The organism is Pantoea sp. ICBG 828, assembly GCF_002928355.1.
Classification (GTDB): domain Bacteria; phylum Pseudomonadota; class Gammaproteobacteria; order Enterobacterales; family Enterobacteriaceae; genus Pantoea; species Pantoea dispersa.
In genome coordinates this window covers 816,060-837,145 of the sequence record NZ_POWN01000001.1, presented here as the reverse complement: position 1 = coordinate 837,145, position 21,086 = coordinate 816,060, and the positions used below count along the sequence as shown (strand labels likewise).

Below are 21,086 nucleotides of genomic sequence, written 5' to 3'. Positions count from 1 at the left end.
TGGACAGCCTGATCGCTGGGGCAGCCCGTCGCATCAGAGGAGTGATTGTATGAATCATGTCTGGGGTCTTCTGGCGCATCCCAATCAGGAGATGCGTGATATCAAGCAGGAAAACGAGAGCGTTTCGCACCACTACACCCATCACGTTCTGCTGATGGCGGCAATCCCGGTGATCTGCGCCTTTATCGGCACCACGCAATTGGGCTGGAACCTGGGCGAAGGGCAGTTCGTGCAACTCAACATGCTGACCGGTATTGGTCTCGGCATTCTGTTTTACCTGATCATCTTAGGCGGTGTGGCGGTGATGGGCCGCGTCATTCACTGGATGGCGCGCGACTATCCGCAGCGTCCCAGCATCCAGCGCTGCACCGTGTTTGCCGGATATGTGGCAACGCCGCTGTTCATCAGCGGGCTGGTGGCGCTCTATCCGCTGGTGTGGCTGTGCGTACTGGCCGGAGCGTTAGCGCTGATGTACACCGGCTATCTGCTGTACGTCGGCATCCCGGTATTCCTTAACATTGACCGTGAAGAGAGCCTGCGCTTCTCCGGCTCGACGCTGGCGATTGGCGTGCTGGTGTTTGAGGTGCTGCTGGCGCTGACGGTGATTCTGTGGGGTTACGGACCACGCTTGTTCTGACCGTGATAAGGGTCAGGTCGTCAGCTATGGCGACCTGACTGATCCCGCTGCGCCTGGCAGCGACTGTTATGCCCGCCTTTTTTAACGCCCGGAAACAATCTCTCTAAGAAATTTCGCAGATGAGCGCGTATGATAGCGCAGCCAGCCCGCGTCGCATCAGGCCTGACGCCGGCGGCCTGTGTTACAACACAGCGCAAACCTCCTCACCGGATTTTTTTGACACGATGTCTGTAAAAATGCGTATTTCTTTGCTGTCGCTGGCGCTGTTTGTCGCCGCGCCAGCTGTGATGACTCCGGCGCTCGCCGCCGCAGCAAAACTGTCCGATCTGGCGCCGATTGCCCAGCCGCAAATCGCCTCCGGCAGCGCGCTGATTGTCGATCTCGATAATAATAAAGTGCTGTTTTCCAGCCATCCGGACCGGGTGCGGCCTATTGCGTCGATCACCAAAGTGATGACCGCGATGGTGGTACTGGATGCCCGACTGCCGATGGACGAAATGCTGTCGGTCGATATCAGCCAGACGCCCGAAATGCGCGGCGTATTCTCGCGCGTGAAGCTCAACAGTGAAATCAGCCGCCGCAACATGCTGCTGCTGGCGCTGATGTCCTCGGAAAACCGCGCAGCGGCCAGCCTGGCGCATCACTATCCCGGCGGTTACGATGCCTTTATCCGCGCCATGAACGCCAAAGCGCGCGCGCTCGGCATGACGCACACCCACTATGTGGAGCCGACCGGTTTGTCGCTGCACAACGTCTCCAGTGCGGAAGATCTGGTGAAGCTGCTCAGGGCCACGCGCCAGTATCCGCTGATTGGTCAGCTGAGCACCACCAAAGAGGAGACGGCGGTGTTTAAACACCCCAGCTACGCGCTGCCGTTCCGCAACACTAACCATCTGGTGTACAAAAATGACTGGCGCATTCAGCTGACCAAAACCGGTTACACCGACGAGGCCGGTCACTGCCTGATAATGCGTACCATGATTAATAACCGCCCGGTGGCGCTGGTGGTGCTGGATGCGTTTGGCAAATATACCCACTTTGCCGATGCCAACCGCCTGCGCGACTGGCTGGAAACCGGCAAGGCGGCGCCGGTGCCGGCGGCCGCGCTGGCGTACAAAAAGCAGAAAGCGTCGCAGCTTGCCAGCAGTGCGGACGTGGAGTAGCGCAACCCGTTACTCAGCGTAGCGGCGCAAAGGAGTGCGCCGTGTGTTGTGGTGGCGCGTGACTGACGGTCAACGGCGCATAAATGAACAAAATTTCTTATCGTTAGCACCAATGTTTTACGCCACCATTCCTATAGTTTCCCTGACGGCAAAGTCCTACACTGGCGACCATTCACGGTCAACCTTGCGTTTATAGGCTGTTATTGCGCTGGAATCTCACTCATATGTTCAAGTTTCGTTCTCTGTTTACCCCGTTCCTGCTGCTGCTGGTGTTATTCACGCCGGCGCTCAGCTATGCGGATGACAACGCCGCGCCCGCGCAGCAGGAAGAAGACGCGGCACCGAAGGTCAATCCGGCGGTTGAACTGCCGAAGATGCAGAAGATCCTCGACAAAATTAAGGGCCAGGTGTCTGGCGATACCAATGAAAACCAGCTCAACCAGCTCAATGAGATGGCGCTGGAGCTGTCAGGTAATGCGGAAACCCTCGGCCAGGCGCTGATTCCGCAGCGTCAGCAGCTGGATGCGCAGCTGGCGGTGCTCGGCCCGGCGCCGAAGGCGGACAGCGGCGTGAAAGAGACGCCGGAAGTGACGCGCAAACGCGCCGCGCTGGAGAATCAGAAGGGCAAGCTGGATGATCAGATCAAGCAGGCCGACGGCATCAAAAACGGGGCGCTGGTACTGTCCTCGCAGATCGTCAACCTGCGGCGCGATCAGCTGAAAAGCCAGCTGGCGCTCAACTCCGGCAGTATTTTAGGACCGCGCTTCTGGTCACCGCTGTTCAGCCGTCAGGACCTGGATGGCGAAAAAATTGGCGACTTTATCAGCGAGCTGCAGGATACCGCCGCGCTGTCGTGGGAGCCGGGCTGGCGCGTGGGCACGGTCGGCTGGCTGCTGGCGGCACTGCTGGTGATGACGCTGGGCCGGCGTTACAGCGAAGAGTTTCTGGCGTGGGTCAGCATTCACAAACTGCCGGAAGGGCGGCTGCGCCGCAGCTTCCTCGCGGCGGCGATTGCGCTGACTACGCTGGCGGCCGTGGTGCTGACCTTTAACTTTCTCTCGCTGGCGTTTGTGCGCCGCGATGAAGTGTCCAGCGACGTGCAGGATTTTATCAGCCGTCTGGTGCAGCTCAGCGTTTACTGCGGACTGATCGCCGGTCTCGGCCGCGCATTTCTGTCAACGCGCCGCCCGAGCTGGCGTCTGCCGAGCATCTCCAGTGAAGTGGCGCTGGCGTTGAAGCCGTTCCCGCCGATTACCGCCGCGCTGGTGTTTATCTTCCAGACCGCCGAGTCGTTTAACTACACGGTCGGCACCAGCCTGAACACCACCATTTTTGCCAACGGCCTGACGGCGCTGCTGATTGGCTGCACCGGGCTGGCGATCAGCATGCGTACCAATCGCGTGCGTCGTCGCATGGCGCAGGCCGGCAATCCGCCGGAAGCGCGTCCCACAGTCGTCGGCCTGGTGCAGCTGGCGCTGACGGTCACCGCCGTGGCGATTCTGGTTTCGCTGATTGTCGGCTACGTCACGCTGGCGCGCTTTCTCAGCTATGAAGTGATCTGGTGCGGCATCTTGTTTGGCTCGTTCTACTTCCTCAGTCATCTGATCAACGACGGTTGTGAAAGCCTGTTCTCCACCAACAACGCGACCGGCAAGCGGTTGCAGACCTCACTGAATATTGACGAGCGCTATCTGCAGCAGGCGGCAACGCTGCTCAGCGCCGTGGGGAAAACCCTGCTGGTGGCGTTTGTCGCGCTGGCGCTGCTCAACGGCACGTTTGCCTCGTCCACGCCGATTGAGCTGATCCAGAAAGTCATTGAGTTCTGGGGTGGCAAAGGGCTGGAGTCGCTCAACATTGTGCCGGCGCACATGGTGAACGCCATTCTGTGTCTGGTGGTGGGTATCTACGTGCTGCGCTCGGTGCGGCGCTGGCTGGACAAAGAGTTCCTGCCGAAGACCACCATGGATATCGGCATGCGCGTGTCGCTGGTGACGCTGTTCAGCAATATCGGCTACGTGCTGATTATCCTGCTGACGCTGTCGATTATGGGGCTGCAGTGGAACAAGCTGGCATGGATCGTCAGCGCCCTGTCGGTGGGTATCGGTTTCGGCTTACAGGAGATCGTGAAGAACTTTATCTCCGGTCTGATCCTGCTGACCGAGCGTCCGGTGAAGGTCGGCGATCTGGTGAGCATCAGCGGCATCGAAGGGGATATTCGCCGTATTAACGTGCGTGCGACTGAGATTCAGCTGGGCGATAAATCCACGGTGATCGTGCCGAACTCGCAGCTGATTTCGCAGAACGTGCGTAACGCCACCATGGGCAATGCGCAGGGCGTGGTGACGATTCAGCTGACCTTCCCGCTGGATATCGATCCGGTGCAGGTGCGCGAACTGTTGCTGGACGTCTATCGCGAGAACGAGCGTATTCTCGAAACGCCGGAGCCGTCGGTTTCGTTTAAAGATTTGACGCCGGCCGGTATTGTGCTGAGCGTGACCGGCAACGTCGCCAGCCAGCGCCAGATTTCCGGTGCGAAAAGCGATCTGCTGTTCGATATCCTGACGCGCCTGCGCAAAGAGGGCATCGTGCTGTCGACGCCACAGACCATGATTATTGAACGCCGCGCGCTGCCGGCGACGGCACAGGAGCAATCCGATCCCATACCGTAACAACGGTTTGGGTCATAATTGCACGCGGTGGTGAATCCAGGTCGGCATGAATGCCGACCCTACACGTCTGTGGAACGTGATGGTGAATTCGGGGGCGGCATCAATGCCGACCCGACGGTTGTAGGGTGGCCATTTATGGCCACCGGGACAGCGTTAATCCCTTCAGGCTTTCACCGCCCAGCCTTTTTGCTTACTGGTTTTCCCGATGCCCGGGTTAAAGGTATTGGTCGGATCGAGCTGGCGGTAAAACGCCTGCAGCTGCGGTTTGGCCGCATACAGATGGCCAACGTTATGCTCTGCCGGATACTCCGCGCCGCGCGCCGCGAGGATCGCCAGCATCTTCTCCTTCAGCGCATGGGCATCTACGCCTTTCTTCACAATGTAATCCTGATGGAACACGTGGCAGAAGAAGTGGCCGTAGTAAAGGCGATGAATCAGATCGTTATCAAACTCCGGCGGCAGGCGCTCAAACCACTCCTGATCGTTGCGGCGCAGCGCAATGTCCAGCGCCAGAATATCCTCCACTTCGTCAGCGTGCACCGCGTGATAGCGCACGGCGGCACCGGCTGCGGCAAAACGATGCAGAAAGGCGTGCGCGCCCTCTTTGGCGTCGCAGGCAAAGAACTCACCGCCGCCTTCGCGGAAATACTCCTGCAGATACGTCTGCGCCTCGGCCACGCCGTCGCCGGACATCTTCAGCATCAGGTGGTGCTCGTATTTGTCACGATACTGCTTCAGGCGCTTCGGCAGGTGCGCCGGGAACCAGCGGCTGATGCATTGCAGCAGGCGATCGGTCAGGTGCGGCTTAACGAAGCTCAGCTTGCTGAGCCAGGCATCCACCCGGCCTTTGAGGGTGAAAAACAGCGGCATCTTATCGGTGCCGAGTTTATCAATCATCACAAAGGTGTCTTTGCCGTAGACCTCGGCGATGTCGAAAATATCGCGGTGCATGTACTCACCGGCGACCGGTAAATGGGTAAACTCCGCCAGCATGTGGCGACGCAGCTCGCCGAGCGTCGCCGGGTCGTTGGTGCCAATGTAAAACACCTGCTGCTTCGGCTCGGTGGGGAAGGTGTCGAGCCGCACGGCAAACACCGCCAGTTTGCCGGCGCAGCCTGACGCCTCAAACAGGCGCCGCTGGTCGGCGTTGAAACGCGCCGGCGTATCGGCATGAATGTCCCGCACCCGCTCGGCGTATTCGTGGTCGGACGCATGACGCGCATCCCAGCGCACATCATCAGGCTGCCAGCGCTCGTCGTCCAGCCGGCCGAGAATCTCTTCCGGCGAATGACCGAGGTCGATGCCCAGATGGTTGACCAGCCGGAGATTGCCGTCGGCGTCCACCTGCGCAAACAGCGCCATTTCGCTGTAGGCCGGGCCGCGTTTGATCAGCGAGCCGCCGGAGTTATTGCAGATGCCGCCCAGCACCGAGGCGCCGATGCACGAGGAGCCAATCACCGAGTGCGGCTCGCGCCCGAGCGGTTTAAGGGTTTTCTCCAGCTGATACAGCGTGCTGCCGGGGAAGGCGAGAATCTGCCTGCCGCCGTCGATCAGCTGCAGTTTGTCGAGACGCAGGGTACTGATGATCACCACCGGGCGATCGTAATCGTTGCCGTTGGGCGTTGAACCTTCGGTCAGGCCGGTATTGGCGGCCTGCATCAGCACGATGGCATCGGCCTGTACCAGCGCCTGCAGCACGCGCCATAGCTCCAGCAGCGAGCCGGGGAAAACCACCGCCAGCGCATCGCCCTCGCCGGAACGGAAACCCTTACGATAGCGCGCGGTCTGCTCCGCGTCGGTCAGCAGCTGTGATGCGCCGACCAGACGGCGCAGCTCGGACAGCAGGGCAGGGTGTGAGGTGTTGTTATTCATTAGCCTATCCTTGTCGTTAACGTGGCGTTTCTACTGTAGCACGCGTCGGCCGCGGGGGCGCAGTGTGACAATGGCGGCTACCTGCTATCCTCATCTTGTGGCACACTGCCCCGGTTATTTCGATATTGCGCAGTTACTTAAGAGAACCCGACCTGATGAAATGGATTTACTCTGTTAGCCTCGCTGTTTCCCTTGCCGTGCAACCCGCGTTTGCGGACGACCTGTTCGGCCCCCATCCAATGACGGAACAGGCGCGCGACGCCTTTGTTAATCAGCTGCTGAGCAAAATGACGCTGGATGAAAAGATCGGGCAGATGCGCCTGATCAGCGTCGGTCCGGATACGCCAAAAGAGGCGATTCGCGACATGATTCAGCACGGCCAGGTCGGGGCGATTTTCAACACGGTAACGCGTCCGGATATCCGCGCCATGCAGGATCAGGTCATGCAGCTCAGCCGCCTGAAGGTGCCGCTGTTCTTTGCCTATGACGTGGTGCACGGCCAGCGCACTATTTTTCCGATTCCGCTTGGCCTCGCCGCCAGCTGGGATCTGCAAGCCGTTAGCGAAGTGGGACGCATTTCAGCCTATGAAGCGGCAGACGACGGCCTCAACATGACCTGGGCGCCGATGGTGGATGTGTCGCGCGAACCGCGCTGGGGCCGCGGCTCTGAAGGGTTTGGCGAGGATACCTATCTCACTTCGCAGATGGGCAGTGCGATGGTCAAAGCCATGCAGGGCAAGAGTGCCGCCGACCGCTACGCCATCATGACCAGCGTTAAGCACTTTGCAGCTTACGGTGCAGTAGAAGGCGGTCGTGATTACAACACCGTCGACATGAGTCCGCAGCGCCTGTTCCAGGATTATCTGCCGCCGTATAAAGCTTCGCTGGATGCCGGCAGCGGCGGCGTGATGGTGGCGCTCAACTCGCTGAACGGCACGCCGGCCACCGCCGACAGCTGGTTGCTGAAAGATATTCTGCGCAACGACTGGAAATTCAAAGGCATCACCATCAGCGATCACGGTGCCATCAAAGAGTTAATCAAACACGGCGTCGCCAGCGATCCGCAGGATGCCGTGCGTATTGCGCTGAAATCCGGCATCGATATGAGTATGAGCGACGAGTATTACAGCAAATACCTGCCGGGGCTGGTGAAAAGCGGCGCGGTGAGCATGGCGGAAATCGATGATGCGGCCCGTCACGTGCTCAACGTTAAATATGACATGGGCCTGTTCAACGACCCGTACAGCCATCTCGGTCCGAAAGGCAGCGATCCGCAGGACACCAATGCGGAAAGCCGCCTGCACCGGGCGGAAGCGCGCGACGTGGCGCGCCGCAGTATGGTGCTGCTGAAAAACTGGCATGAAACCCTGCCGCTGAAGAAAGAGGCCACCGTGGCGCTGGTGGGACCGCTGGCCGATAGCCAGCGCGATATCATGGGCAGCTGGTCGGCTGCGGGTGTGGCGAAGCAATCTGTCTCGCTGCTGCAGGGCATGCGCAGCGCCATGGCCGGCAAAGGCACCGTGCTGTATGCCAAAGGGGCCAATATCTCTGATAACAAAGGTATCCAGAACTTCCTCAACCTGTATGAGCAGGCGGTCAGCGTCGATGCCCGTTCGCCACAGCAGCTGATTGACGAAGCGGTCGCACAGGCGAAAAAAGCGGACGTGGTAGTGGCGGCCGTGGGCGAGGCGCAGGGCATGGCGCATGAAGCGTCGAGCCGCAGCGACCTGGTGATCCCGCCGAGCCAGCAGAAGCTGCTGGCGGCCCTGAAAGCCACCGGGAAACCGCTGGTGATTGTGCTGATGAATGGCCGTCCGCTGGCGCTGGTGAATGAAGACCGCATGGCGGATGCGATGCTGGAGACCTGGTTCAGCGGTACCGAGGGCGGTAACGCCATCGCCGATGTGCTGTTCGGTGATTACAACCCATCGGGCAAACTGCCGGTGTCATTCCCGCGCTCGGTCGGGCAGATTCCGATTTATTACAATCATTTGCCAACCGGCCGTCCGTACAATTTCGAGAAGCCGAACAAGTACACCTCGCACTACTACGACGCGGTCAACGGTCCGCTCTATCCGTTTGGTTATGGTTTGAGCTATACCCAGTTCAGCGTGTCGCCGGTGAAGATGTCTGCCCCGACCATGCCGCGTAACGGCACGGTCGAAGCCAGCGTGACGGTGACGAATACCGGCAAACGCGATGGTGCCACGGTGGTGCAGCTGTACCTGAACGATCCGGTCGCCAGTATCAGCCGTCCGGTGCAGGAGCTGCGCGGCTTCCAGCGCATTATGCTGAAGGCCGGCGAGTCGCAGACCGTGCGCTTTAAGATTGATGTCGATGCGCTGAAGTTCTGGAATCAGAAGATGCAGCACGTCGCCGAGCCGGGCACATTCAACGTGATGATCGGTCTGGATTCAGTCAGAACCCAGGATGCGCAGTTCGATTATTTGTAATTGAGGGTTTGTTATCCTGGTTTCCCTCACCCTAACCCTCTCCCGGCGGGAGAGGGAACCGATCAAACCGACTTTTAGCGGATATTATCCTCTGACCTGCCAGCTTCAGCGGACTGCCCCCTCTCCCGCGCGCGGGAGAGGGCTGGGGTGAGGGAAAGGTCATTAGCGCAAGAACGAACAAATGAATCTCCGCCACCGCATTGAACAGCAGGTCTTTCGCCTTAACGGCCTGTCGCTCAACGAATTTGACATCTCTCAACCGCCGGGCGATCCCGGCCTGTTCGGCCCTGACCACATCATCTGGCAGGTGCACGGCGACTTTCCCGCGATGCTGTGCGGCGGCATCAGCGCGCTGATGCTACAGATGCTGCATCCGGCGGCGCTGGCGGGCGTGTGGGATCACTCCAGTTTCCGCCAGGACATGCTCGGCCGGCTGCGGCGCACCAGCCAGTTCATCGCGGTCACCACCTTCGGCAACACCGCCGATGCGCATACCCTGATTGAGCGGGTCAAACGCATCCATCTGCGCGTCACCGGCATCGATAACACCGGCAAACCTTATGCCGCCAGCGATCCGCATCTGCTTACCTGGGTGCACGTTGCAGAAACCAGCCGCTTCCTGGCCGCGCATCTGCGTTACAAAAATCCGCAGCTCAGCCTCGCCGATCGCGATCGTTATTACGCCGAAGCGGCGCGGGTAGCGGAAGCGCTTGGTGCGCAGCAGGTCCCGAAAAGCGTAGAGGCGGTTGAGGCCTATTTACAGGCGATGCGGGCAGAGCTGGTTTACGATGCGCGCACTCACGAAGTGATGCAGCTGCTGCTTAATGCGCCAGCACCCAGCTGGCAGGCGAAACCGGCGATGCGCGTCATGCTGCGGGCTGGCTGTGGTCTGCTGCCGGACTGGGCGCAACAGCTGATGCAACAGCCGATCGGGCCAGTGGCGCAATGGCGGATTGATAAGCAGATCGCGTTGATTGCCGCCCTGTTGCGCTGGTCAATCCAGCGTGGCGCCTGGGCGCGTGCCATGCAGCGCATGGGGCGCGATCCGCGTTACAGGTGAAATTCATCCTGCTTGCTGGTGTAGCTGCGCGGCGTGCGCGCCTCGCGTTTCAGCAGGAGCTGGCGCTGCTGATAGTGATGCAGCAGCATGCCCAGGCCAACGCCCAGTAGCGCCAGCGGCACCAGCGTGTAGTAGATATCCAGCGGCAGCAGCACCAGCAGCGCGATGGCACCGACGTTCAGCGTCAGGGCTGCCATCACCCACGTATAGCGGACAAACAGCCACAGCAGCAGGGCGAGAATCACGATTTCGCGCAGATTGAGATCGAGGGTTTGCAGCACCATGACGACAGCTCCGCAACAGAAGAGTGCGCTGACAATAGCATGCGAAGCGGTAAAAGAATCGCAAAAAAATCTGAAGCTTCGCCGCCGCTGCCCCCACCATTCTTAAGCCGGGCTGAACGATGGCCTGGCGCACTTTGAGAGTTTTACCCTTGTGTCACATGGCGCGAGTGCCGATCCTGCTCTATTCTCGGGGAAAATGGATCCCTCCAGGCATTGTCGAGGCGTTATGACACACCAACCTCTGATTGCTGAGGTGCCGAATCAGCAATACACTTTAACCGCCATCGTCGAACAGGATGCGCGTACCGCCTATTTTTATATCTGGCCGAACGACCTGTTCCGCAGTCAGTACGCCGTGCGCGGCTGCTGGTTGCGCAATCTGCTGCCGGCACCGGCGCAGGAAGATCGCGAAGCGATGGAGCAGGGTATTGCGCCGCTGCTCAGCGCCAGCTATTGCCGCACGCTGGAAGCGGAGCCGATGCTCGATCCGGCCGGCCTGCAGATTCTGTGGGAGCCCAGCGACGACGGTGCCGCGCTGTGGTATTACGGCCAGCTGCTGGCGGTAATCCCCGGCTGGAGCCTGTATCAGGACAAGCAGGTCAGCTTCTCGGCGGGCTGCATCAAAGAGAACCGTCTCACCGCGCCGCTCGGTTCAGCCTCCACCAACGATTACTACGCGCGCGCCGAACAGCAGCGTCATTTCTGGCGTGACTGGCACGATGGCCAGCAGTGGGATCGCGTGCAGAGCGAGCTGCTGCAGCGTTACCAGGCGCAGTTTGGTGAGTCGGTAAAATATTACGCCATCGATCAGGGCAACTGGCCGCCGATGGCGATTTCGCAGCACTGGCATAACGGCGTGTGGTATTTCTTCACGCTCGGCATGAGTATCCGGCCGATGCCGCAGGTGGATTATCTGTTTGATGAGCTGGCACCGCAGTACCGGCGTGTAGAGCTGGCGATGGCGGTGGACGGCGAAGTGATGACCGAGGCCAACGCGGTACAGATGGCCAGCGCGCTGGCGGAGTTTGCTCATCTGCCGTGGGCGCGGCTGACGTGGATTGGCGAAGGTCACACGCTGGCGTCGGAAGTCGCGCCGGTCGGCTTTGAAAGCTTCCTGCTGGCCAACGGACTGGCGGGCGAAAACGCGCAACTGCGGTTGCCGAAGCGCGACGGCGATCGGCCAAATCTGCTGTGGGCGACGCCGATCACCGAAGCCGAGCGGCTGTTTGCCCAGGCGGACGATCGCGGCGGCCAGCAGCTGCTGCAGCGTTTGCTGGCGCAGGGCAGCGATCACGTGTTCCGTCCGCGCCAGGAAGTGGTGGAGTCCGCACCGTAGTGCCTGCCGAAAAAGCCCCGACATACCCCTCTGGCAGCGACCAGGCGGGTATTAAGCGCATGCTTCCCGTTCCAGCCATGCGACAAAGCGGTTTAGCGAGGATGATTTGTCCACATCAGGCGCAATTAACGCCACGTAGCGGCTCCCCTTCGCCTCAATAGCTAACGGGGTGACAAGCCGGTTGCCCTGCAGATCATGTCCCAGCATTTGTATTCCACCGATACCCACACCGACGCCATCAATAATCGCCTGCAGGCTGATATAATTGTGTTCGAATCGCTGAAAACGTTCCGGGCGCACCTCCCCGACGCCAGCCTGCTTCATCCACCGTTCCCACTCGCCTGACCGCGTACTGGATAACACGACAACGTGAGCCGCCAGGTCTGCAGGGGTGTTCAGCGCTTTTCTGGCTAACAGTTTCGGCGCGGCAATCAGGGTGAGCTTTTCCTCAAATAACGCTTTCTTCTCAAAGTAACGCCATTCAGGTTTGTTCAGCGCATCCCGGCGAATCAATACGTCAAAGCCAGATAGCCCTTTCACCTCCGAACTGTTTGAGGTGGATACCGAGATTTCAATGTCAGGATATTGGCTATGGAATGCCGGCAGGCGCGGGATCAACCAGTGCATCGCAAAGGTGGTTTGCGCATTGACGCGTATCGTGCGGGTGTTGGGTGTTTTGCCAAAGCGCACCGCAGCATCGCTGATGATGTCAAAAGCGGTGCTGATCTCTGCGGCAAAAGCCCGGGCATGTTCCGCCGCCACGCTGCGCTGTCCCTGGCGTTCAAATAACGGTTGCCCCAGCCACTCTTCAAGCAATTTGATCTGGCGGCTAACGGCACCGTGGGTCATCCCTAATTCCTCAGCCGCGTCACTCAGGCTGTTGGCGTGCGCGGCCGTTTCGAACAGCCGCAATGCATTCAACGGCGGCAGGTTGCGTTTTTTCATCTGTGACTTTTAGTATCAGGAGTGGGCAATATTTATCGATATTATGATCCAATCTCCCTCATTAAGATGCGTGCTTTGCCGTTGAAAATGAGGAAAGTCAGTGGGTGATTATCTCTTTGTGACGCTGATCGCGATCCTCTCCGGAGCGCTGAGTGGCATCATCGGCACCGGTTCTTCGTTACTGCTACTACCGCTGATGGTCAGCAATTTCGGCCCCAGAGTGGCGATGCCGGTCATGGCTATCGCCGCAATCCTGGGAAATCTCTCGCGCATCGCGGTCTGGTGGCGTGAAATCGACTGGCGCGCCACTCTGGCCTATAGCCTTCCTGGCGTGCCAGCTGCGTCGTTAGGCGCACATGTGCTGCTCTCTTTACCCGCCTGGATCATTGATGGTGCGCTGGGTCTGTTTTTCTGGGTGATGATTTTGGTCAGACGCAACCTGAAAAACAGTCACTGGACACTCTCGATAAAGCAGTTAGGGCTTTGTGGTGGCGTGGTGGGTTTTCTGACCGGACTGGTTCTTTCCACCGGACCGGTGAGCGTGCTGATTTTTACCGCCTATGGATTGAGTCGTGGCGCATTTATTGGCACGGAAGCATCGAGTGCCTTGCTGTTATATTTCAGCAAGGTCAGTACGTTCGCCTTCCAGCAGGCGCTCTCAATGCAGGTTGTACTCACCGGTTTGTTAGTGGGCAGTGGCATTATGCTGGGCACCCTGAGCACGAAGGTGATAGTCCAGAGACTGTCAGTCACACAATTTGCCGTGCTGATAGACGCCATTCTGTTTATTTCCGGCGCAGGATTAATCGTTAATGCCTGGTCAGGAGCACCATGAAATTAATCTTTATCACCCTTGAAATAATTTAAACGTAACGGGTCAGCCCCATCGGCATCGCAACGAGAAGTCATAGTTGCAATAGGCAACGGATACTTTTCGCGCGATGCTGTGATGAGTCAGTTATGCAAGGTTCAGGTACGCTGGAAACAGACCTGTCAGATGATGACTACGCCGATTTTTGGGCATTCATCATAATGCGATGCGCCCCGGCACGAGCATAGATACACCGGTTCGTGAAAGCTTTTGGAGTATTGCTTGATCTCTTCCTGTGCACGGTCAACCGTCAATTTATGGAAAGAGTGATAAAAACCCACACACCAAAATGAACGCTGCTTAATTTCAGTCTCAATGTAGTGTGATTTAACGATCGAATTCACTTTGGATATGTCGTGCAACATTCCTTTGACTAATGTTGTCGCTTTTATTGCCCGCTTAAATTCAAGGTAGATGTACTGATCCTTTGCAGTATTAGGTTTTCTGAAAATCAAATCGACAAACATGTAAAAACGATTGAGTTTGCTTCTTTGATCAGATTTCGCCTTCAACTCCCTTCTGGTGTGAAAACCCTTCTCATTCAAAAGGAAATATTCAAACTCAATTTGAAACCATTTTTCCCAGTCGTTGTACTCATTGGCCACGACATGGGCAAATCTGGCTTTTACTTCCTTTTTTTTAATAAACTCTAACAGTGATTCCTTTACAAGCTCAAAATCTTTAAATTCACTCATTTCAGATACCATAAATAATAAATGCTGTGTGCCTGCCTGCTGATTAACGTATTACACTTACATTTTCCAGTTTCACCAGGCTTTCCGGCTTATCACCTACCTGCATAGCAACGGTCACGAACACATTGAGATCCTGCAGCCAGGCGAGTCTGACACGGCTACCCACTTGTCCTGAATCAGTTTGCTGACACTCGACTAAGAGATATTTGCCGCTAAATTCATCCGCAATGCTCTTTGCGTCTCCCATCGAGGTTACCTTGCAGCGTAACCCTGAAGACGTAATTTTTTTATCGGAGTCAATACTCTCCCATTGCGCCTGATATTGTTGACCCGTTACTAGCGGAAAACGCAGATCCGTCTGCAACTTATTAAGGAGTGATGCGCCTGTGCTGATGGACATGGTGAACTTAAGCTGCAACTGATTAGCCAGCGTCAAACGTTGCACCTTCCAGATACCGTAATCTTCCAGCTTACGTACATAACCATTTGGCTGTGCATCCAGCTGCACTTCAACCTTACCGAGCGTGCTTACTTCGGTATAACGGATTTGTTTGAAGCGTGGCAGCGCCCAGGGGTTAATCAGTGATTGTGCCTGCCGTTCAATTTCAGCAGAAAGAGAATACTTATCCAGCCACTGCGAATTATTTTTACTCAGGTCTGGCATTAATGGCCCCATCAACGTGGATGCTGGCTTATTCGCAGCGGACACAAAATGTCCTTCAGCGGTAAACTTTTTTCCTGCGGGTAACTGGCAGAGCTGATCGAAACGTTGTGTCATCTGAGTATCAATTTTGAAGCTACTTTTGCGGCGAACAAGATCAGCAGTGATGAGTGAATCTGTAACGCGCCCCTCGCTGTCGAAATTCATGGCAGCAATTACAGCACCCTGATGGGTTTTACAGTTGTACAGGTAGTGTTCTGTTTTTAATCCCAGCGGCGCATCGTAAGGCGGTTCCCAGATGATAGCTGCGTAATCATATCCCAGACGAACCGATAAAATATCGCCAGTATGTTGAATGCTATTCACATCGACCAGTTTGGTGGTGCCGATTTCAGACGTGGCTGATAACTTTTCCCACCGAGCCTCTTTTATGGGGAGTTTGCACACCTTGTGGATATCGTCTGCGGTAATTTGCTGATCATCCTGTGCAGGCGCATACCGGAGATAGCTGTTACCGTAATAACGAGCGATGGTAAAGCCCTTATCATTTAACAGATCCTTATACAGGAGCTGTGCTTTGCCCTGTTTGCAATCAATCGACCGCCATTGTTGCGCCGTTTTTCCGTTATTGAAGTTTAACGACACCATGAAATTTACCCGATCGTGGATGCGGGTAACGGAAAAGGGATTCGTGATGACACCTGTTAATTCGGGCATATCTGCAGCCTGGACGCAAGAAAACGGCAGGAGAGACAGCAAAGAAAGCGGACGAATTAAAGAGCGTACGAAGTACATATATGGTCCTTCATATATTGATTAAGAAGTTCAGGTATCGGCATCTTGCAGCAAATTTTTAGGCTCTGTGCGTGGGCAGCTTAGAAATGCACTATACGTGGGGCGAGTACGTCCGCTGTTAGCACAACACAAAGGAACCAGCGCTTGCGCCATATTCCCTTTCAGGACGATTCCGGACGGCGAACTGAAGGCCGAAAGCCCGGCGTAGCGACTGGCACGGAAGTTAACACCAGAGCGGTCAGAAAGGGGGCAGGGTAAGGCCGGTGACAATAAGCGCTCTTATGGTCACGCTATTCAATCAGTTAACCATTTTGTGATCTGGCGCACCTCAAGTTCCTCTGTAACAAGCCGTTAACCTCGATCAGGCAACTCGCCACACCAGGGTAAGGGCACACCGATGTTAAAAACCACACAATCCCGTTTTACCGCGACTTTAGTCGCATTCTTCGTTGTTCTTATGCTGGTCACCGTCCTGGTGATTAACCAGTTCATCGCACCGCAGCTTAGCCAAAACGAAAGCCGGCTGGTGCGCTATGAGGTGGATGGTCTCGCCGGGCGTATCGTCGAGCAGATGAACCGCGTGCAGGCGCAGCAGCGTGCCATTACCGAAGCGGCGGGCGTGATGGACAGCGCCGCCATTGATACGCTGCTGCCGGCGCTGGTTAACCAGTATCAGGACAGCAACGTGTTCGGCGGCGGTATCTGGCCGTTACCCAACCGGCGCGATCCGGCGAAAGAGAAAGACAGCTCGTTCTTTGCGCGTAACGCCAGCAACCAGCTGCAGGTCAACACCTACTGGAACTCCGATGCTGCCGACAAATACTGGGAGCAGCCGTGGTACAAAGATGGCATGGCCGCAGAAAAAGGCCAGTGCGCGTGGGCGAAGGCTTATCAGGATGCCGCCAGCCCGCAGCCGCGCACCAACTGTGCGATGGCGATTTACCGTAACGGCACTGTCTGGGGCGTCTCAACCATTGACGTCACGCTCGGCTTTTTCAACCAGCTGGCGCAGCAGATGGGTGAGGCGATTCATGGCCGCGTACTGATTGTCGAAGCGGACGGCAAAGTGGTCGGCAATGCCGCGCTGCTGGAGGGTACGCCGAAGCTGGAAAATCTGGCTGATACCCAGCTGCCAATGGCGGCGGCGCTGAAAGGGCTGCTGGCACAGGCCGGTTCTCAGCCGTCGCAAACCACCTTCAGCGGAGAAGATGGCGAGCACACGCTGTTCCTGCAGGCCATTCCCGGCAGCCCATGGTATCTGGCCAGCGACGTGCCGTCCGCGCTGCTGGATGCGCAGACGCACAGCATGCTGACCCGTCTCGGCCTGGTCCAGATCCCGCTGGCGATTCTGCTGCTGCTGGTGCTGCTTGGCTTTGTCCGCGCGATGATGAAACGCCTGAATCTGCTGCATCAAAACATCGAAGCGCTGTCGACCGGTGGTGCGGATCTGACGCAGCGTCTGCCGGCCAGCAATAGCCCGGAATTCAACGCTGTGGCGCAAAGCTTTAACCAGTTCATCGCCCATTTGCAGGGGCTGATGCGCCAGGTGGGCGACAGCGCACTGGCGATTACCGCGGCTTCACGTGAAATCGCCAGCGGCAACGCCGATCTCTCGGCGCGGACTGAATCGCAGGCGAGTTCCATTGTGCAAACCGCCGCGTCGATGGAAGAGCTGACCGGCACGGTGCGTCAGAACGCCGACAATGCCACGCACGCTAACCAGCTGGCAGATGGCGCGTCCCAGGTCGCGGCGCGCGGCAGTGAAGTGGTGCGTCAGGTGGTCAGCACCATGGGTGAAATCCATCACTCCTCGCGTAAGGTGGTGGATATCATCAGCGTCATCGACAGCATCGCCTTCCAGACCAACATTCTGGCGCTCAACGCGGCGGTAGAAGCGGCACGCGCCGGTGAACAGGGCCGCGGGTTTGCCGTGGTGGCTTCGGAGGTACGCAATCTGGCGCAGCGTTCTGCTAACTCTGCGCGCGAAATCAAGAAGCTGATTGAAGAGTCGGTAGCTAATATCGACACCGGCAGCCAGCTGGTGGAGCAGGCCGGACAAACCATGGACGAGCTGATGCAGGGCGTCAGCAGCGTTACAACGCTGATGAGCGAAATCATGTCCGCCAGCCGTGAGCAGAGCATGGGGATCGAACAGGTGAACGTGGCGATTACCCAGCTCGACGGCAGCACCCAGCAGAACGCGGCGCTGGTGGAGCAGGTCTCGGCAGGGGCGCGCGCCATGGAAGAGCAGAGCGTGCAGCTTGAGCAGGTGGTGCACGGCTTCAAACTGTAATTCATCCCGTCAGAGAGCACAGCGGCGCGTTTTTTGCGCCGCTGTCACGCTTTTTCCTGCCTTATTCTCCAGAATTATCCGCTGGCTGCTAAGCTTACTGCTTATCGCGCCAGCGCACGGAATGTGCGCGATTTTCTCCGCTGCCGCTTCCGCTATTGTGTACAATAGTGGGGATTTTTCCGAAGGAGTTGTCATGCCCGCCATTGAAGTTATCCTCGTTGACCACCTCGATCGTCCCACCGGCAAGATGGAAAAGCTGGAAGTGCATGAGAAAGGATTGCTGCATCGTGCGGTAACGGTTTACGTGTTCAATTCGCGCCATGAACTGTTGCTGCAGCGCCGGGCGCAAAGCAAGTATCACTGCGGCGGTTTGTGGAGCAATACCTGCTGCAGCCATCCCTACCCGCAGGAGCCGACGCGCGATGCGGCTGAGCGCCGCCTGCGTGAAGAGATGGGACTGGATCTGGCGTTAACGCCGGTGTTTGAACTGAGCTATAACCTGCCGCTCAGCAACGGCCTGATCGAACATGAGTACGGTCACGTGTTTTTCGCCATCAGTGACGAAGTGCCGGTGCTCAACCTTGATGAGGCTGACGACTGGTGTTACCGCTCAGTCGACCAGATTCAGCAGGAGATGCGCGACAATCCGGCAAAATTCACGCCGTGGTTCCTGCACACTTTTCCGCGCATCCCCAACACGCTGGGCGATTTCCGCCTCACCGCCTGAGCCAACGCCTCATCGCTGAGGCGTTATCCGCTTACTGAAAATCTTCCGCATCGACGTCATAGCCTGACGGTTCCCAGCGAATCGCCAGCAGCGCCAGTAATCCGGCCAGCGGTGCGAGCAGGATCACCCAGAACACGCCGGTGCCGAACGCCGCGACCAGCAGCGGAAACACAAACAGGGATACCGTCGAACTGGCGCGCATCAGCGTCTGATTAAAGCCGACGCCCACGCCACGCAGCGAAGCCGGATAGCTCAGCGAGGCAAACGTCATGGTATGCGAACCCGGACCAAATCCCTGACCGAACAGGAACAGCGCCAGCATGGCAATCGCCAGGGCCGCTTCCTCGCCGCCGGCCGGGCGACCAATCAGCGCCAGGCCCAGCAGCGCCGCACACTGGCAGGTGTAACCGGCTACCGACATCTTCCATGCGCCCAGCCGCGGCACCAGCCGTACCGCCAGCAGCCCCCCGACAAAGGCAAACAGCAGGTTAAGCGCCAGCGAGACCAGAATGGTGGTCAGCATCGACTGCGCGAGGAAGCTGGAGATGATCACCGGCAGGCCAAAGGCCACGGCGTTATAGGCGAACGACGAGGCAATCGAGGTTATCGTTGCCAGCAGCGTACGGCGGCGGTAAACGCCTTGCAGCAGCGCGCCATAGTTGCGCCAGCTGGCTTTACGTACTGGCTGTGCGGCAGTGAGATCGGCATCCTGCGCGACCTCCGCGTTGATGTTATATGACCGCCGCAGGATTGCCGCTGCACCCTGCAGGTTGCCCTGATTTGCTGCCCAGATCGGTGATTCGCTCATGTAACGACTGCGGATGGCGATGATCAACAGCGCCGGTACCGCGCCAAAGCCGAGGATCAGCCGCCACAGCCAGTCAGTATGGCTCTCTGGCAGCACCGCATACAGCAGCAGCACCAGCAGATAGGAGATGCTGATCGCCGCGTACCAGGTGGGACACCACATCGCGACGCTGGCGGCCTTATTGCCCTGACCGCGCAGTCGGGAAAACTCCGCCAGAAACGCCATCGCCACCGGCAGATCGATGCCGACGCCGAGCCCCATCACAAAGCGCGCCGCCGCCAGCACGTACTCGTTCGGCGCAAAGGCACAGGCCAGTGCCGCCACCACGAAGAAGAACATATCGGCCATGAAGACCCGATAGCGGCCAATTTTATCGGTGAGATAGCCACCGATCAGCGCGCCAACAATCGCGCCAAAGGTGATAGCCGACGCCACCATGCCGGTGCCGGCGGGCGTCAGATTGAATTCGCGCGTGACATCTTTAATACCGAAGGCCAGCGCACCGAGATCGTAGGCATCGAGAAAAACCCCGCCCAGCGCAATGGCGATGACGATGCGCGCATTGCTGCGCGAGGCATTACTGTTGTTGACCAGCCGCGTCACGTCGGCTGCACTGCGAATCCACTGCGTCTCGCCCTGCGGCGTATTCCCTGCCAGCGCCACGTGCGCCGAAGAAGTTAAGTCAGACATGATGTTGTGTGATTTATTGTAAAGAGTGGGGCTATGAGCATAAGCCGCGCCACGGATGCGAAAAATTCTATTTGGTTATAAGTGCAACCAAAGCGTTCTATAAAACCGGCAACGGATAGCAGAAAAAGAACGAATTGCGCCGCTTGACCGCACCCATCCCGTTTCGCCAGGCTACGCTTGATAATCACTGAAAGAAAATAATGCTGAGGAAAGCGCCATGATTAAGCAGGGTTTATTGGGGATGATCGCATTCGCGATGAGTGTCGGGGCCGTGCAGGCAGCGGACCCGGTCAAGGTAGGTTCCAAAATTGATACTGAAGGTTCGCTGCTCGGCAACATTATTCTGCAGGTGCTGAACCAGCATGGGGTAAAAACCGTGAATAAAATCCAGCTCGGTACCACGCAGGTGGTGCGCGGCGCAATCACCGCCGGTGAGCTGGATATCTATCCGGAATATACCGGCAACGGGGCGTTCTTCTTCAATGATGAGAAGGACGCGGCGTGGAAAAACGCGCAGCAGGGCTATGAGAAGGTGAAAAAGCTCGATGCAGAGAAAAATCATCTGGTATGGCTGACGCCAGCACCGGCTAACAACACCTGGACCATTGCGGTGCGCGGCGATGTCGCGCAGCAGAATAACCTGCAATCACTCGACGATCTCAGCGCTTACCTGAAAAAAGGCGGCACCTTTAAGCTGGCGGCGTCGGCGGAGTTCATCGAGCGCAGCGATGCGCTGCCGGCGTTTGAGAAAGCCTACAACTTCAAGCTGGGCCAGTCACAGCTGCTGTCGCTGGCTGGCGGGGACACCGCCGTTACCATCAAAGCGGCCGCCCAGCAAACGTCCGGCGTCAATGCGGCGATGGCTTACGGTACCGACGGCCCGGTCGCGGCGCTCGGCCTGCAAACCCTGAGCGACCCGAAGGGCGTACAGCCGATTTACGCGCCCGCGCCGGTGATCCGCGCCAGCGTGCTGAAACAGTACCCGCAGATTGCCGACTGGCTGCAGCCGGTATTCAGCAAGCTGGATGAGAAAACCCTGCAGCAGCTCAACGCGCAAATCGCCGTTGACGGTCAGGACGCCAGCCAGGTGGCGCAGCAGTGGCTGCAGCAGAATAAGTTGCTGTAAG

General features: G+C 57.8%; 16 protein-coding genes. 10 read left to right on the top strand and 6 right to left on the bottom strand.

What is annotated here, in order from left to right:
• The first annotated feature begins 49 nt into the window (after positions 1-49).
• From C1Y43_RS03965 to C1Y43_RS03955, 3 genes are all read left to right on the top strand, one after another.
• Positions 50-637 (top strand): Yip1 family protein, encoded by a 588-nt coding sequence (locus C1Y43_RS03965; RefSeq protein ID WP_021508475.1) that lies wholly within the window; start codon positions 50-52, stop codon positions 635-637.
• 224 nt (positions 638-861) lie between these two features.
• Complete coding sequence (gene pbpG, locus C1Y43_RS03960) at positions 862-1,800, top strand: D-alanyl-D-alanine endopeptidase (protein WP_104187136.1); 939 nt, start codon at positions 862-864, stop codon at positions 1,798-1,800.
• Positions 1,801-2,024: 224 nt separating this feature from the next.
• Positions 2,025-4,469: a DUF3772 domain-containing protein gene (locus tag C1Y43_RS03955; RefSeq protein WP_104187078.1), complete on the top strand. Its 2,445-nt coding sequence runs from the start codon at positions 2,025-2,027 to the stop codon at positions 4,467-4,469.
• A 162-nt stretch (positions 4,470-4,631) separates the two neighbouring features.
• Here C1Y43_RS03955 and dld read toward each other — a convergent pair whose 3' ends face one another.
• On the bottom strand, positions 4,632-6,341 hold the full coding sequence (dld, locus tag C1Y43_RS03950; protein ID WP_104187076.1) for a D-lactate dehydrogenase: 1,710 nt from the start codon (positions 6,339-6,341) through the stop codon (positions 4,632-4,634).
• Between the two features lie 155 nt (positions 6,342-6,496).
• Between dld and bglX the strand changes: the two genes are divergently transcribed.
• Entirely contained in the window at positions 6,497-8,794 is a 2,298-nt protein-coding gene (bglX, locus tag C1Y43_RS03945; RefSeq protein WP_104187074.1) for a beta-glucosidase BglX, read from the top strand.
• A gap of 181 nt (positions 8,795-8,975) precedes the next feature.
• Complete coding sequence (locus C1Y43_RS03940) at positions 8,976-9,854, top strand: oxygenase MpaB family protein (protein WP_058775313.1); 879 nt, start codon at positions 8,976-8,978, stop codon at positions 9,852-9,854.
• On the opposite strand, the gene C1Y43_RS03935 is transcribed toward C1Y43_RS03940, so the two are convergent.
• The gene (locus C1Y43_RS03935) at positions 9,845-10,138 is read right to left on the bottom strand and encodes a hypothetical protein (protein WP_021508469.1); all 294 of its coding nucleotides are present in this window, start codon (positions 10,136-10,138) and stop codon (positions 9,845-9,847) included. The genes C1Y43_RS03940 and C1Y43_RS03935 overlap by 10 nt on opposite strands.
• A gap of 226 nt (positions 10,139-10,364) precedes the next feature.
• Between C1Y43_RS03935 and C1Y43_RS03930 the strand changes: the two genes are divergently transcribed.
• Positions 10,365-11,474: a suppressor of fused domain protein gene (locus C1Y43_RS03930; protein WP_104187072.1), complete on the top strand. Its 1,110-nt coding sequence runs from the start codon at positions 10,365-10,367 to the stop codon at positions 11,472-11,474.
• A gap of 51 nt (positions 11,475-11,525) precedes the next feature.
• Here the strand turns inward: C1Y43_RS03930 and C1Y43_RS03925 are convergent, their stop codons facing one another.
• Positions 11,526-12,419, bottom strand: coding sequence for a LysR substrate-binding domain-containing protein (locus C1Y43_RS03925; RefSeq protein WP_104187070.1), 894 nt, complete (start codon positions 12,417-12,419; stop codon positions 11,526-11,528).
• 100 nt (positions 12,420-12,519) lie between these two features.
• Here C1Y43_RS03925 and C1Y43_RS03920 point away from each other — a divergent pair, with 100 nt between their 5' ends.
• A complete protein-coding gene (locus C1Y43_RS03920) occupies positions 12,520-13,254 on the top strand; it encodes a sulfite exporter TauE/SafE family protein (protein ID WP_104187068.1) in 735 nt (244 codons plus the stop codon).
• Positions 13,255-13,412: 158 nt separating this feature from the next.
• Here C1Y43_RS03920 and C1Y43_RS03915 read toward each other — a convergent pair whose 3' ends face one another.
• Together C1Y43_RS03915 and C1Y43_RS03910 are read right to left on the bottom strand one after the other, a co-directional pair.
• Entirely contained in the window at positions 13,413-13,985 is a 573-nt protein-coding gene (locus tag C1Y43_RS03915; protein WP_104187066.1) for a hypothetical protein, read from the bottom strand.
• A 43-nt stretch (positions 13,986-14,028) separates the two neighbouring features.
• On the bottom strand, positions 14,029-15,441 hold the full coding sequence (locus C1Y43_RS03910) for a hypothetical protein (RefSeq protein WP_104187064.1): 1,413 nt from the start codon (positions 15,439-15,441) through the stop codon (positions 14,029-14,031).
• 397 nt (positions 15,442-15,838) lie between these two features.
• Here C1Y43_RS03910 and C1Y43_RS03905 point away from each other — a divergent pair, with 397 nt between their 5' ends.
• Together C1Y43_RS03905 and idi are read left to right on the top strand one after the other, a co-directional pair.
• Positions 15,839-17,734, top strand: a complete 1,896-nt coding sequence (locus C1Y43_RS03905) for a methyl-accepting chemotaxis protein (protein ID WP_104187063.1) — start codon at positions 15,839-15,841, stop codon at positions 17,732-17,734.
• Positions 17,735-17,927: 193 nt separating this feature from the next.
• Positions 17,928-18,461, top strand: a complete 534-nt coding sequence (gene idi / locus C1Y43_RS03900) for an isopentenyl-diphosphate Delta-isomerase (protein ID WP_021508461.1) — start codon at positions 17,928-17,930, stop codon at positions 18,459-18,461.
• 31 nt (positions 18,462-18,492) lie between these two features.
• On the opposite strand, the gene C1Y43_RS03895 is transcribed toward idi, so the two are convergent.
• Complete coding sequence (locus C1Y43_RS03895; protein ID WP_104187061.1) at positions 18,493-19,959, bottom strand: MFS transporter; 1,467 nt, start codon at positions 19,957-19,959, stop codon at positions 18,493-18,495.
• Between the two features lie 217 nt (positions 19,960-20,176).
• On the opposite strand from C1Y43_RS03895, the gene C1Y43_RS03890 reads away from it, so the two are divergent.
• Entirely contained in the window at positions 20,177-21,085 is a 909-nt protein-coding gene (locus C1Y43_RS03890) for an ABC transporter substrate-binding protein (RefSeq protein ID WP_104187059.1), read from the top strand.
• Position 21,086: the final 1 nt, after the last annotated feature.